The following is a 13,720-nucleotide window of genomic DNA, read 5'->3' as shown; positions in this document are numbered from 1 at the left end:
CGTTGCCACCCTAGTTGGATACAACTGTACCCCACCTTGGTCAGTTAACGCCTGCTACGTCACTGTCTACTGCGTTGTTCGACAGTGATCCTAAGGAATGTCTTTCAGTTCGAAGCTGTGCCAGACGTTTACAGCCTATGACGCCTGGTCTCTGTACACAGTGATTTCGACTTACTCTTTCCCTCATTGGATTTCCGGTTTCTTTAGATTGTAATAATAGTACCTGTTTGTTAGAAAGATTGTCAAGATTGTTTTAGCCGTTCTTGTATTTTTTTTCGTTCCATCGCTTCTGCCATTCCGCCTGCACCTGGTACGAATGCATCGGACATCAAAGAAGCAGGCTCACCTCGATGTCTTATGCTGTCGAGCCGGGATGCAGCAAATGCTTGCTGCTGTGCGTCACTGCCTCGCAAACCGATCACACCTTTTACGTTTTGTCGACAACAGTTTGCACTTTTCCCGGGGATTTTATACAAAAAAACAAGAAAGCATCATGCTTCCTTGTTCGGTCGATCCCTGCTATCCAAGATGATGGTAACGGGTCCTTCATTGATAAGCTGCACATCCATTTGAGCACCGAATTCCCCGGTTTCGACGTGGATACCAGCTTCGGTCAGTTTTTCATTGAATTGCTCGTAAAGCTTTTTAGCTGCATCGGGCTTGGCTGCATCCGTGAAGCTGGGCCGCCGTCCTTTGCGTGTATCTGCATACAAGGTGAACTGCGAAATGGACAGGATTTCCCCGCTCACTTGCAGGAGCGAGTCATTCATCTTCCCATCCGCATCATCAAACACACGAAGATGGATCAGCTTATTGACGATATAATCCAAATCAGCCTCGGTATCTTCATGTGTGATGCCGACTAGCAGCATGAATCCTTTGCCTATTTTACCGATCACTTCATCACTGACCGTGACAGAAGCTTCTTTAGTAAGCTGTGCTACCACTTTCATTGCTAGTGCCCCATTTCTATTGCAGCATTCTCGTAACCGTATAAACATCTTTTATTTGCTTGATTCGTTCCACTATTTTCCGAAGATGTCCAACGTTGTGTATCAATATCGTCAAATGGATCATGGCCAGTTTATTTCTATCAGACTTTCCATCGACAGCTGTGATTTGTGTACGCGTTTCATTGACCGCCTGCAATACTTCATTCATCAATCCATGTCTGTCAAAAGCCGTGATTTCCAAATCGACGTGGTACTGCTTCGCACTTGTGGCATTGTTTTCCCAATCAACTTGCAGCTTGCGCGTTTGTGCTTCTTCTGTCTGCATATTCGGACAGTCGGAACGATGGACGCTGACGCCTCTCCCTTTTGTAATGTAACCGACGATTTCATCCCCGGGTACGGGATTGCAGCATTTCGAAAGTCGAACGAGCATATTGTCAACACCTTCGACACGTACGCCGGAATCACGTTTGCGGCTTGTAGCAGCAAACTTGGATGCGTTGGCCATTTTCGCCGTTTCGATCGTCTTCTCCATCGCTTCTTCTTTTTCATTCTGCCGGCGCAGGCTGTCGGTCAGCCTGGTCGTGATCTGAGCCGCGGTGATGCCTTGATATCCGACGGCTGCATACATGTCCTCTTCTGAAGTGAAGTTGAATTTCTCCACCACTTTGCGGAGGTTATCAGGTGTGAACACAAGTTTCAAATCAAAGCCGGATTGTTTTACTTCTTCCTCGACAAGCTCTTTGCCTTTGGCCACATTTTCTTCCCGGCGCTGCTTCTTGAAGAACTGCTTGATTTTATTCCGGGCATGGGTGGTCTGTGCCAGCTTCACCCAATCCTGCGAAGGACCATAGGAATGTTTGGATGTCATCATTTCCACGATATCGCCATTTTTCAGTTTGTATTCAAGCGGCTCCATTTTGCCGTTTATTTTTGCACCGACGGAATGGTTGCCTACTTCGGTATGCACCCGATAAGCAAAATCAATCGGGACGGAGCCCGATGGCAGTTCCACCACATCGCCCTTCGGTGTGAAAACATAAACCATATCACTGAATAAATCGAGTTTCAGTGATTCTATGAATTCTTCCGCGTTCTCCGACTCATTCTGAAAGTCAAGAATCTCACGGAACCAAGTCAGTTTTTCTTCGAAAGATTTCTTTTGCGTGCTGGTATTATGTTGTTTGCCTTCTTTATACGCCCAGTGCGCCGCGATACCATATTCAGCGATCTCATGCATTTCCTCGGTCCGGATCTGCACCTCGAGCGGATCACCCTTCGGTCCGATGACCGTTGTGTGCAAGGATTGATACAAATTCAGCTTCGGCATCGCGATATAGTCCTTGAATCGTCCCGGCATCGGCTTCCAGCATGTATGGATCACACCAAGAACCGCATAACAGTCTTTGATGCTTTTCACGATCACACGAACCGCCAGCAGGTCATAGATTTCATTGAACTGCTTATGCTGATGCTCCATTTTGCGATAAATACTATACAAGTGCTTCGGCCGTCCGAATATATCGGCATCGATATTGATTTCACCCAGCTGGCTGCGGATTTGATCCATGACATCGCCGATATAGCTTTCCCGCTGCTCACGCTTTTGTTTCATCAAATGAACGATCCTGTAATATTGCTGCGGATTCATATAACGAAGCGCTGTATCTTCAAGCTCCCACTTGATCGTGCTGATTCCGAGTCGGTGTGCAAGCGGAGCGAAGATTTCCAGTGTTTCATTGGAAATACGCCGCTGCTTCTCCGGGGAAAGATGCTTCAGTGTACGCATATTATGCAAACGGTCGGCAAGCTTAATCAAGATGACCCGGATATCCTTTGCCATTGCAACAAACATTTTCCGATGATTTTCAGCCTGCTGCGCCTGTTTGGATTTATATTTGATTTTACCTAGTTTAGTCACGCCGTCGACCAGCATGGCCACCTCAGGATTGAAAGCTTCTTCCATTTCCTCGATCGTAACAGGCGTATCTTCCACAACATCGTGCAGGAATCCGCCAGCAATCGTCTCTGCATCCAGTTCCAAATGGACAAGGATACCGGCCACTTGGACAGGGTGGATGATATAGGCTTCCCCAGAACGGCGAAACTGTCCTTCATGTGCTTTTTCGGCGAACTCATACGCTTTCCGGATAAAAGCAACATGCTCGTCCGACAGGTATCGGGCTGCTTCTTGAATGACCTCTTCGGCCGTTAGAACTTTTTCCTTTGGCATCTCTTTAGCTAAACTCCTTCTCATCGTCTGCAAAAGCGACGAGGGTTCTGAACTGTCACATGTTATTTTTATTAGCTTAACAAATATCCGATAGATTCGACAAGTATCTGTTTTTATATGAAACAAAGAGTGCCCCATATGAGGCACTCCGATTTAGTCCGATATGATTTATCATTCGTAGCTTGTTAGTGTAAGCACTTCATAGCCATCCAGCTTTTCACGGCCGTCCAAGTAGGATAGTTCCACAAAGAACGCACATCCGGCTACGATACCGCCAAGCTGTTCCACAAGCTTGATCGTCGCTTCAATTGTACCACCAGTTGCAAGCAAGTCATCCGTGATGAGGACGCGTTGTCCTGGCTTGATTGCATCTTTATGGATTGTTAATACATTTTCACCGTACTCCAGGTCGTAAGAAACCTTGATGACTTCACGAGGAAGTTTTCCTTCTTTGCGGACAGGTGCAAATCCGATATCCAAAGCATATGAAACCGGGCAGCCGACGATGAACCCGCGCGCTTCAGGACCGACGATCAAATCCACGTTTTTATCTTTCGCGAATTCAACTATTTCATTGACTGCTGATTTATATGCCGGACCATTATCCATCAAAGTAGTGATATCCTTGAACTTGATGCCTGGTTTCGGCCAGTCCTCTACGACTGTAATATATTGTTTATAATCCATTTACTGCTTCCTCCTCGATAACTTCCCCGCGTTCAAGCACGCGCTCCAGCCACGCTTTCAATTCTTTATAGCCGGAATAATATAAGATCTTCTCGACTTCTATCGCTTCCTGCAATCCTTGGTAGACTTCCGAGTCAGCCAGGTCACGTTTGGAAGGACTTGGGTTGATTGAAATTTGATCCTTATCTAGTTTAACAAATTGTAGCTCAAAAAACACGTCGGAAATAAACTTCGTTCTTTCCGCACTCCAGCCTCGGCTGTTTTTGAGATATTCCTGCAGCTTACTGTAAGCAATCGTTTTTTGCTTCAGCAGGATTGCATAAAACAGCTTGAACTGGTCACGATCCGGAAAACCTTGAAGATAAGCATTTTCCTTCACATCATAACAAGCATAAATCAAATCCGGCTGCAGTTGCTTCAGTACAAACGAAAGATCCTCCAAACGGCGTGGCAAATCTGCCAATATAACAGCCTTGATATTGCCGGCGGCATTCGTCAGTCCTTCCGTTTCATAATCCAGCACCCGAATCTGACCAGAAAGCCAAGCTAAATCCGTGTTTGGACGGAAGCGAACGACTGCTGTTTGCTCTGGTGCCTTCACTTGCAGGCCTTTTTGCAGTTGCTTGCTTCCTCTGTGATCGAGCAGCTGCCAGCCTTTTACCGCTATATCTTCGATGAGTATCTGCGGCTTTTGCCTTCCGTTCCATTCGTTGATGGACAATTGTCCAACGGCTTCCAGTTCATCTGCCGGTGTAAGGAATGGATAAAGATCTCCCTGACCAAAACAGACTCCGTCCAACTGGATATTTTCTTTGGCGAATACAAACTTCAAATGATTCTTGTTTGCACCGATAAGCTTCACTTCCCGTATCGATGAAGTAAGCTTGACGAGCGGTTTCGGGTTTTGCATCCCGAAAGGTGCAAGCTGGGCCATATCACGAATCAAGTCGATGGTTACATCATCGACAGCAACTGACAAGTCGATGGCTAGCGATTGCTTGAAATCCTCGTCTGTTAGCGTTTCTGCTGCCATACGATTCAATTGTTTGCGCAGCTTATCCACTTGTTCCAACTCCAAGGTCATCCCGGCCGCTTGGGCATGTCCGCCAAAAGCGACGAAATGATCGCGAACCTGCATGCAATGGTGGAACAAATCAAATGCATCGATGCTGCGGGCAGAACCTTTTGCCGTACCTTTTTCCGGATGCTTCGCCAAGACAATCGCCGGGCGATCGAAAGTCCGTACCAATTTAGAGGCTACGATTCCAAGTACGCCTTCATTCCAGCCTTCCTTTGCGACGATGATCACATGGCTGCTGTCTTCTTCCGGCTGTTCCCTGACCATCGCTTCTGCTTCTTTGGCTATCTTGGCTACGATATTTTGTCTTTCCGTATTGAGCGCTTGAATCTCCTGTGCCATTTCAGCTGCTTCCTCGTATGTTGCCGCCAGAAGCAATTCGACTGCCAGGTCGGCATCCTGCAGTCGTCCGACTGCATTGATTCGCGGACCGATCTTGAAGCCGATATCCTCTTCGGTTACGACACCGTCAAGTCCGCAGCTGTCCCGCAACGCCCGAATCCCCGGTCTTGCAGATGTTGAGATTGCTTTCAATCCCTCTGCAGCCAGAACCCTATTCTCATCGACAAGCGGGACCAAATCAGCAATCGTCCCGATGACTACCAAATCAAGCAGCTGTTTTGGAAAATAACCAAGTAGATAATGAGCCAGCTTAAAAGCGACTCCCACACCCGCGAGCTCATGGAACGGATAATCGGGAGAACATTTCGGGTGCACGACTGCCACGGCATCCGGTACAGTCTCCTGCACCTCATGGTGATCCGTGATGATAAGATCGATGCCGATTTGTTTTGCCACTTTTGCTTCATGGTTTGCAGCAATGCCTGTATCGACGGTCACAATCAATTGATAGCCATTATCTTTAGCAGCTCGAAATGCTGCCTCATTCGGTCCATAACCTTCTGTGAATCGATTCGGAATGTAATAATCACAATCCGCCCCGAGCTCCCGTAATGCCTCTAATAAAACAACAGTGGAGGAAACTCCATCTGCATCATAATCTCCGAAAACCAGTATTTTTTCACCCTGCTCCACTGCAGCGTGGATCCGCTGGGCTGCAATATCCATATCAGAAATAAGTTCCGGGCTGTGTAGGTCCTCCAGAGACGGATGAAGGAACCGTTTGGCAGCTTCTGCCGATGTGATTCCTCGCTGCAAGAGCAGCTGCTCCACAAGCGGAGACACACCGAAGCCCATCGGCTCGTGAGCTGAAGGGCTGCTGCTATTATCCTTCCATCTCATTCTGCTTTCCAACATAAAAAAAGACCCCCTAACCAAGCTATTATACTAGAGCCTGGTCAAGGGGGCAATGTGTTATTGTCTGTATTCATCTCTGATTCGTTCGGAAGTAGGATACGTATTCGTTGTCGGATCGGAAATATTTGACGTCGGCCTCTCCATTTCCTCATGTCCTTGTTCTGCACGTTTTTCTTGAAGTTCCGTTATTTCAGCTGCTTTCTTATCATTATCCTTACGCAAAGTGCGTACTTCCCTGTTTAACTTGAACATACGCAACCCTCCTACAGATGCTGTAATCAAGACGCCCATTAAAACGGAGAACAAAATGATCAGGATTAGCGGGGCAGAACCTGTTCCGAATAAATAGTCCACCTGAACGCTGTCTACATTAATAACTGCAAATATTGCAATAAGTACTGCAAAGATGACTGCTAGAATGATATACCATTGTGCCTTCATTTGCTGGCTCCTTTCCAATGCGGCTACTCTATGCATTCCCCATTTCCCAAAAAAATAACCCCCGTAATTGCTACGGGGGTCATCATCAGACTTGCGGTCCTTCCACTTTCTTTTTCTCTTCGTGGATGATTGGGTTTCTATCGATATTCCTGCCTCGCCAAACGAGCCACAGCTGTGAAGCCAGGAAGAGGGAAGAATACGTTCCTGCAGCCAAACCTATCACAAGCGCAATGGAGAAATTGGCGATTGAAGACGCACCGAAGATCCAAAGGATGATCGCTGCGACGATTACTGTCAATACTGTGTTGACACTTCTCACAAGCGTCTGTACCAAGCTATCGTTCACGATTTTTTCCAGCTCATCGAAAGTTTTCACTTTCCGTTTCATCCGGATATTTTCTTTGATCCGGTCAAAGGTGACAATCGTATCGTTGATGCTATAGCCGATGATCGTCAGGATGGCAGCAATGATCGTAATGTCGAACTCCAGCCTTGTGATACTGAAGACAGCCAGAATGAAGAAGGCATCATGCAGTAAAGCCAGAATGGCTGTTGCAGCAAATTTGAATTCGAAGCGGATCGTCGCATACAGCACGATACCTATCGAAGCAAAAATGACGGCGTATAAGCCATTTTTAGCAAGTTCTTTTCCGATTACCGGGGATACGGTACTGATGCTCGGCGCATCGCCATATTCATCCTGGATGCTGCTCTTCAGCTCATTTTCTTGGTTCTTGGTAAGCGTATCCTCCAGGCGGACGGATGCGTGTTTCCCATCAGCTGAGAGCTGCGTTTGCCTTGACTCGAAACCTAAGTCGCCGAACTTCTGCTCCACTTGTTCCGTAGTCAGCGATTGACTTGAATCGAATTCGATGCGGGAACCACTCGTAAAGTCGATACCAAGGTTAAGCTTGAATACACTCAAGCAAATGATACCGGCAATCATCAGCGCGGCAGAGAAAGCGAAATACGCTTTTCTATGCTTGACCAAGTTCAGCTTCAATCCATAGAAAGTGACTTCCCGTTCTTTGTTGTCATTCAGTTTGCGTATATTTTTCTTCGATACACCGAACCAGCCTGGTTTCTTATCGAATGCACGGCTTTTCACCATCAAACTGAGCAGAGCACGTGATCCATACACTGCTGTGATGAAGCTTAACAGGATGCTGATGATCAGCGTCGTTGCGAAACCTTTGATGGAACTCGTTCCGAAGATGAACAGGACGATACCCGCAATCATCGTCGTCAAGTTGGCATCGGTAATGGTTGCCAATGAGTTTTTGTTACCGGCTTTATATGCTGCTTTGAGTGACTTACCGGTTTTCAGTTCATCTTTGATCCGTTCATATGTGATGATATTGGCATCGACTGCCATACCTATACCAAGAATCAATGCCGCAATCCCTGGTAACGTCAATACGACACCAAGCAAATCAAATACAAGAATGTTCAAATAAGCAAAAACTGCCAATGTAATGGACGCGATCAAACCAGGCAGTCTATAATAGACGATCATGAACAGCAAGATAAGCGCAAAAGCGATATATCCAGCCAGCATCGTCTGATCCAGCGCTTCCTGTCCGAATTGGGCTCCGACTGAATTGGAGTACACTTCATCCATCTTCACCGGAAGTGAGCCTGCATTCAACAGATCGGCAAGCTCCTGGGCACTTTCAACTGTGAAATTACCTTCGATTTGCACGGATTTACTGTTGATTGCCTGAGACACCGAAGGAGCAGAAATGAATTTTTGCTCTTCCTCAGGTTTTTGTGCTTCCTCTTCATAAGAGTCCCCGTCTTCATAGTCCAGCCAGATGACCAGACGATTTTCCGGGAATGAACGCTTGGAAAGCTCTCCCGTCACTTCGCCGAATTTAGAAGCATCCTTCATATCGACTGTGACAAGCGGCTGATTCGTTTGTGGATCGAATGCCTGCTTTGCACTTCCAGCCTCGATATCCGTACCATTCAGATACTCTTTATCTTCTGTATCACGGAATGATAGATTCGCCGTGGTCGAGAGCATTTCGCGAGCCTGATCCTGGTCTTTCACCCCGGCAAGCTGGACACGGATACGGTTAGGCTGTTCGATATCAATGCTTGTCTCACTGACTCCCAACGAATCGACACGCTCCCTGAGTGCCTGCGCTGTGGCATTCAGTGTCGCCGTATCCACTTCATCCCCTACCTCCAGCGGACTTACTTCATAAAGTACCTCGAACCCGCCTTGCAGGTCGAGTCCTAAGTTTAAATCTTTTGCGATTCCTTTAACCGTCGTTCCCATTGCTCCTAAAAGTAATAAGACGATCAGAAAGAAGGCAACGATTCTGCCTCTTTTCACCATGATGCAACTGCCTCCCATTTTCCGTCCAACCGGAAACCTAATATGCTGCAGAATTCCTCTGCTTTGAAACTTGCATGTATGTACATGCTGGGCTCGTCCGTCAAATACTCACATAGTATAGGTAACCTTAGCCAGCACTGTCAACTTTATCGTGATCAGGATTGTCCATTGATGGCAGCGATGGACGCCATCAGATCCTCATCTTCCTCGTACACACTCATCGTCAGATATCCCATATAAACAGATACATTGAGCTGCATGATATCTGCGACCACTTCATATAATCGTTTCGGCTTGTCTGTTTCTTTTTTCCATACTTTCTTCTCCATACAGCTCCAAATATCGGCAGCAGTCGCTTTGTCATAGCCCAGCAAATGAAATTCTTCTTTCTTACTGATCACAGCAGGAATGACTTCCGACTTCCATTCGTTCACTGTCTTTGATTCAAACACCTTCCTACCTCCTAAAACAACTTGCCTAAGTTCTCCCCAGGCTAGTCATGCTTGGCCATATCTCATGCATACATTTAATTGTAGCCGAAAAATTATTATTTGAGAAGGCAGGTTGTCGATGTGGCGAAGCAGACTTTTCTAAAAGGGGCACTCATTTTGATTGCTGCCAGCTTGATCACCCGCTTCCTTGGCTTCGTGAATCGGATCGTCGTTGCACGAGTCATGGGGGAAGAAGGCGTCGGTCTATACATGATGGCCATGCCGACGTTATTCCTGGCGATTGCCATCACCCAGTTCGGTCTGCCTACTGCAATCTCGAAAAGGGTGGCAGAGGCAGACGTCAGGGGGGACAACGAACAAATCAAAAAAATCGTTGTTGTTTCCTTGACCGTCACACTGAGCATCAGCATAGTATTTGTTGGATTTTTATACGTTGCGGCACCGTATCTTGCGGACAAGCTGCTGAACGATGCACGGGTCATCTATCCAATGCTTGCTATCGGTCCTGTCATACCGATATTGGCGGTTGCTGCTGTACTGAGGGGTTATTTTCAAGGTAAGCAAAACATGAAGCCACAGAGCTTTTCGCAAGTGATCGAACAGATTGTCCGGATCAGCTGCACCGTTTTTCTCGTTAAGTTCTTCTTGCCATATGGGGTGGAATTCGCTGCACTTGGGGCGATGATATCTGTATTCATCGGAGAATTCATTTCCTTGCTGTACATGCTGTACCAATTCAAACGAAGGAAGACCGTGAAAATAAGATCTCAATTCGTCACTGCTTTAAAAGGCGGCAAACAAACCTTGGAGCGTCTGTTTGCCATTGCACTTCCCGCAACAGGCAGCAGGCTCATTGCCAGCGGCACACATTTTCTTGAGCCTATCCTCACTGCGCAAAGCTTGGCTCTTGCCGGTGTGGGGACAGCTCTGGCAACAAGGCAATACGGGGAGTTGACAGGTTATGCACTGCCGCTGTTATTCCTGCCCACATTCATCACGAATTCATTAGCGACAGCCCTTTTGCCATCCATCAGTGAAGCGAATGAACAAAAAAGGCATCAATTCGTCCATTACCGGATTCACCAGGCAATCCGTCTCAGTTTCGCCTCCGGTGCCATTGCAACGGTGATACTGACCGTCTTTGCAGGTCCGATTTTACATTACATGTACGGCAGTGAAAGCGCAGAAAGATTCATCCTGCTGATGGCTCCTTTTTATCTCATGATGTACATCCAGATGCCGCTGAGTACGGCTCTGCAAGCCCTGGATGCCGCCAAATCGGCAATGTGGAATACGATCATCGGAGCAGGTGTCAAAATCATCCTGCTTGTCTCCTTGGCTTCCAATGCCAAATTCGGCATCATGGGCTTGGCTATCAGTATGATTGTCACCGTCGTATTGATCACCTTGCTGCATTTGATTTCACTGGCCCGCGTTGCTAACTTCCGACTTTCCCTAAAAGAAATCGGTCAAATGCTAGGATTGCTGGCCATTACTGGTGTTACAGCATTCATGCTGAAAGGCATATTCGCTGGTTCGCTTTATGATTTGCCGGCTTTTCTCACATTATTGCTCATTCTTACGTTACTTTATTTCTTATTTCTGCTCAGTTTTGGTTTCATCACCAAGGCAGAAGTGCAGCAGTTTGTTTCAAAAAGAAGAAAATGATCAACGTTCATTTTTTATATCAATATACCAATGGTGATTCTGGTCGATCGTACAATAAGATATGACAGTGATATCGGGATGACCGTGGCGTTTCATTTCTCCTTTGAGCCAAGATGCATCTTTCCCGATATTATCCAACGCTTGATTCTGTATCTCGCCATCGATGATCAGCGGTGAAACGAATCCGCTGCTTCCGTCAGCCGTATCCTTTTTCTCGAATATCGAAAGCTCACCTGATGTTTCCAGAATCGCAAAATCCACATCTTGTACGCTTTTCGTGCCTTTTTCCCGCAGCTGCTGCTGCAAGTCTGAGAAGCTGTACCGCTGCCTGCGCATTTCATGCTCATCGATTTTGCCCCTTGAGATGATCACGGAAGGTTTACCTTCCATGAAGTCACGCATCTTTGGAAATTTGAGCGACAGAAAGGCAGTACCTCTTTGAATGATCAAGAGAATCACCATCGGTACGATGAAATGCAGCAAATGACTGCCCGGATCTTCAATTGAAAATACGGCAATTTCAGCCAGCATCAAATAAACAACCAAGTCGATGATACTCAATTCACCGATTTCCCGCTTGCCCATGAGGCGGAAGATGATGACGATGACAATATAGGAAAGAATCGTCCTTCCGATGATCGACCATTCAATTGTATCCAGCATGATTACCCGCCTCCCTTTTTCAATATATTTTGTGCAAGTAGACGGAATCTATACGTTCTGAATTTAGCAGGATATGCATACAGTAGCCATATAGACAAGCTGGAGGGATACTTGTGAAAAGAAATGTACAAGCAATATTGTATGGGTGGATCACCGTTTTCGCGCTTCTATTATTCATTAGCTTCACACTCGCCTTACTGCTGCGTTTCACCGAATTCGGCGAAGGAATGCTCGATTGGACAACACTTGGTGCCGGCATCCTCAGCTTGTTCATCGGCGGATTCATCGCTGGGGTGAAAGGGGAGGATAAGGGCTGGCTCCTTGGCGGAATGACCGCGATCGGCTTTTCCTTATTCATCCTTCTCTATCAATACCTTGGATATCAAGTAGGATTTTCAGGAACACAATTGCTTACGCATGGTGGCTTTTTGATTGCTTCCCTTATCGGAGGGATGATTGGTGTCAATATCAAGACGAGCACATAAAAAAGACAGGAGAGAAATTCTCCTGTCTTTGTCTTTTACGCTTCTAAAGGTCTGACGTCGCGGATCGCATTGCGGTCGAACGTCAACTTACTGCCATCATCCGTAGTAAGGACTACAGATGCCTCGTCTATCGCATGCACCTTACCGTGTAAACCACCAATGGTAACGATGCTGTCTCCCTTTTTCAAGTTAGCCTGCATTTCCCTAACCTGCTTCTGACGCTTCTGCTGCGGACGAATCAACAGGAAGTAGAAAATTACAAACATTAATACAATAAGTATTAAGCTTTGAACATTCATTTACTGCTCCCCCTTTCTAGAAATTCTTCGCATTTGGCTTGTTGAAACCATAACTTTCGAAGAATTCATCTCGAAAATCGCCAAGTCGATCCTCTTTGATCGCCTCTCTGACTTTCCTCATCAATTCTATCAGAAAATGCAAGTTATGGTAAGTAGTAAGCCTAAATCCGAAAGTTTCGTTGCATTTGATCAAATGGCGAATGTAAGCGCGTGAATAATTTTTGCACACCTTACAGTCACAGTTCTCATCAATCGGACCGAAATCACGGGCATATTGCGCGTTGCGGACAACAAGACGGCCTTTAGATGTCATGCATGTCCCATTGCGGGCAATCCGGGTAGGAAGCACACAATCGAACATATCAATACCGCGAATTGCTCCGTCGATCAAGGAATCTGGTGAGCCAACACCCATCAAGTAGCGAGGTTTATCCTGCGGCAGCCATGGAGTGGTGAATTCCAGCACACGGTTCATGACGTCCTTCGGTTCGCCGACAGACAATCCGCCGACTGCATAGCCTGGGAAGTCCATGCTCACAAGATCCTGTGCACTCTGCTTACGAAGGTCCTCGAACTCTCCTCCTTGCACGATACCGAAGAGCCCTTGTACATCGGGACGTGCATGCGCCCTCAAGCAGCGTTCCGCCCAGCGGCTTGTCCGTTCTACGGATGCCTTCATATAATCATATGTCGCTGGATACGGGGGACATTCATCGAATGCCATCATGATATCACTGCCGAGTGCATTCTGGATGTCCATCGCTTTCTCTGGTGATAGGAATAGCTTCTCTCCGCTTATGTGATTGCGGAAATGTACGCCTTCTTCCTGGATATCGCGAAGATCGCTCAAACTGAATACTTGGAAGCCGCCTGAGTCTGTCAGGATAGCGCCATCCCAGTTCATGAACTTATGCAATCCGCCGGCCTCGCGAATGATTTCATGTCCTGGACGGAGCCATAAATGATAGGTGTTTGATAAAATAATATTCGCGTTAAGTTCGGTTAATTCCTCCGGACTCATCGTCTTTACTGTTGCCAGCGTTCCTACCGGCATGAAAGTCGGCGTTTCGAAGCTCCCGTGCGGTGTATGTACGATACCGAGCCTTGCGCCTGTCTGTTTGTCTTGTTTGATGAATTCATAACGAATTGCCATATTATAG

General features: G+C 46.7%; 13 protein-coding genes and 1 other annotated feature (1 of these 14 running past the window's edge). Of the genes, 2 read left to right on the top strand and 11 right to left on the bottom strand.

What is annotated here, in order from left to right; all coding sequences use genetic code 11:
* Positions 1-196: a binding site (T-box leader), on the bottom strand; it reaches 23 nt to the left of the window's first position.
* Between the two features lie 46 nt (positions 197-242).
* The 8 genes from SFC66_RS07070 to SFC66_RS07035 all read right to left on the bottom strand — a co-directional run bounded on the left by SFC66_RS07070 (position 243) and on the right by SFC66_RS07035 (position 9,445).
* Entirely contained in the window at positions 243-413 is a 171-nt protein-coding gene (locus SFC66_RS07070; protein ID WP_411218011.1) for a hypothetical protein, read from the bottom strand.
* Positions 414-491: 78 nt separating this feature from the next.
* On the bottom strand, positions 492-953 hold the full coding sequence (dtd, locus tag SFC66_RS07065; protein WP_411218010.1) for a D-aminoacyl-tRNA deacylase: 462 nt from the start codon (positions 951-953) through the stop codon (positions 492-494).
* A gap of 16 nt (positions 954-969) precedes the next feature.
* Entirely contained in the window at positions 970-3,186 is a 2,217-nt protein-coding gene (locus SFC66_RS07060) for a RelA/SpoT family protein (RefSeq protein ID WP_411218009.1), read from the bottom strand.
* Positions 3,187-3,357: 171 nt separating this feature from the next.
* Positions 3,358-3,873, bottom strand: coding sequence for an adenine phosphoribosyltransferase (locus SFC66_RS07055; RefSeq protein WP_411218008.1), 516 nt, complete (start codon positions 3,871-3,873; stop codon positions 3,358-3,360).
* On the bottom strand, positions 3,863-6,208 hold the full coding sequence (gene recJ, locus SFC66_RS07050; protein WP_411218007.1) for a single-stranded-DNA-specific exonuclease RecJ: 2,346 nt from the start codon (positions 6,206-6,208) through the stop codon (positions 3,863-3,865). Before recJ ends, SFC66_RS07055 begins: the two co-directional genes overlap by 11 nt.
* Before the next feature lie 57 nt (positions 6,209-6,265).
* The gene (locus SFC66_RS07045) at positions 6,266-6,649 is read right to left on the bottom strand and encodes a LapA family protein (RefSeq protein ID WP_411218006.1); all 384 of its coding nucleotides are present in this window, start codon (positions 6,647-6,649) and stop codon (positions 6,266-6,268) included.
* 85 nt (positions 6,650-6,734) lie between these two features.
* A complete protein-coding gene (gene secDF, locus SFC66_RS07040; RefSeq protein WP_411218005.1) occupies positions 6,735-8,993 on the bottom strand; it encodes a protein translocase subunit SecDF in 2,259 nt (752 codons plus the stop codon).
* Positions 8,994-9,148: 155 nt separating this feature from the next.
* Complete coding sequence (locus SFC66_RS07035; RefSeq protein WP_411218004.1) at positions 9,149-9,445, bottom strand: post-transcriptional regulator; 297 nt, start codon at positions 9,443-9,445, stop codon at positions 9,149-9,151.
* Positions 9,446-9,565: 120 nt separating this feature from the next.
* Here SFC66_RS07035 and spoVB point away from each other — a divergent pair, with 120 nt between their 5' ends.
* Complete coding sequence (gene spoVB, locus SFC66_RS07030) at positions 9,566-11,113, top strand: stage V sporulation protein B (RefSeq protein ID WP_411218003.1); 1,548 nt, start codon at positions 9,566-9,568, stop codon at positions 11,111-11,113.
* Here spoVB and SFC66_RS07025 read toward each other — a convergent pair whose 3' ends face one another.
* Positions 11,114-11,776, bottom strand: coding sequence for a DUF421 domain-containing protein (locus SFC66_RS07025; RefSeq protein ID WP_411218002.1), 663 nt, complete (start codon positions 11,774-11,776; stop codon positions 11,114-11,116). It lies immediately after the preceding gene.
* A gap of 113 nt (positions 11,777-11,889) precedes the next feature.
* On the opposite strand from SFC66_RS07025, the gene SFC66_RS07020 reads away from it, so the two are divergent.
* Positions 11,890-12,261 carry a TIGR04086 family membrane protein gene (locus SFC66_RS07020; RefSeq protein ID WP_411218001.1) on the top strand — a complete coding sequence of 124 codons (372 nt, stop codon included), beginning with the start codon at positions 11,890-11,892 and terminating at the stop codon, positions 12,259-12,261.
* A 35-nt stretch (positions 12,262-12,296) separates the two neighbouring features.
* Here the strand turns inward: SFC66_RS07020 and yajC are convergent, their stop codons facing one another.
* Positions 12,297-12,560, bottom strand: a complete 264-nt coding sequence (gene yajC / locus SFC66_RS07015) for a preprotein translocase subunit YajC (RefSeq protein ID WP_411218000.1) — start codon at positions 12,558-12,560, stop codon at positions 12,297-12,299.
* A 16-nt stretch (positions 12,561-12,576) separates the two neighbouring features.
* Positions 12,577-13,713 carry a tRNA guanosine(34) transglycosylase Tgt gene (gene tgt / locus SFC66_RS07010; protein WP_411217999.1) on the bottom strand — a complete coding sequence of 379 codons (1,137 nt, stop codon included), beginning with the start codon at positions 13,711-13,713 and terminating at the stop codon, positions 12,577-12,579.
* Between the last annotated feature and the right edge of the window lie 7 nt (positions 13,714-13,720).

This window comes from Terribacillus saccharophilus (assembly GCF_046592895.1).
Taxonomy (GTDB): domain Bacteria; phylum Bacillota; class Bacilli; order Bacillales; family Amphibacillaceae; genus Terribacillus; species Terribacillus saccharophilus_D.
Note: the sequence above shows the minus strand (reverse complement) of the source record. Positions and strands in the feature narration are given on the sequence as shown.

Bases quoted from the DNA above. Each gene is read 5' to 3' on its own strand.
- dtd (WP_411218010.1), bottom strand. From the start codon at position 953: ATGAAAGTGGTAGCACAGCTTACTAAAGAAGCTTCTGTCACGGTCAGT.
- SFC66_RS07060 (WP_411218009.1), bottom strand. From the start codon at position 3,186: ATGCCAAAGGAAAAAGTTCTAACGGCCGAAGAGGTCATTCAAGAAGCA.
- SFC66_RS07055 (WP_411218008.1), bottom strand. From the start codon at position 3,873: ATGGATTATAAACAATATATTACAGTCGTAGAGGACTGGCCGAAACCA.
- recJ (WP_411218007.1), bottom strand. From the start codon at position 6,208: ATGTTGGAAAGCAGAATGAGATGGAAGGATAATAGCAGCAGCCCTTCA.
- SFC66_RS07045 (WP_411218006.1), bottom strand. From the start codon at position 6,649: ATGAAGGCACAATGGTATATCATTCTAGCAGTCATCTTTGCAGTACTT.
- secDF (WP_411218005.1), bottom strand. From the start codon at position 8,993: ATGGTGAAAAGAGGCAGAATCGTTGCCTTCTTTCTGATCGTCTTATTA.
- SFC66_RS07025 (WP_411218002.1), bottom strand. From the start codon at position 11,776: ATGCTGGATACAATTGAATGGTCGATCATCGGAAGGACGATTCTTTCC.
- yajC (WP_411218000.1), bottom strand. From the start codon at position 12,560: ATGAATGTTCAAAGCTTAATACTTATTGTATTAATGTTTGTAATTTTC.
- tgt (WP_411217999.1), bottom strand. From the start codon at position 13,713: ATGGCAATTCGTTATGAATTCATCAAACAAGACAAACAGACAGGCGCA.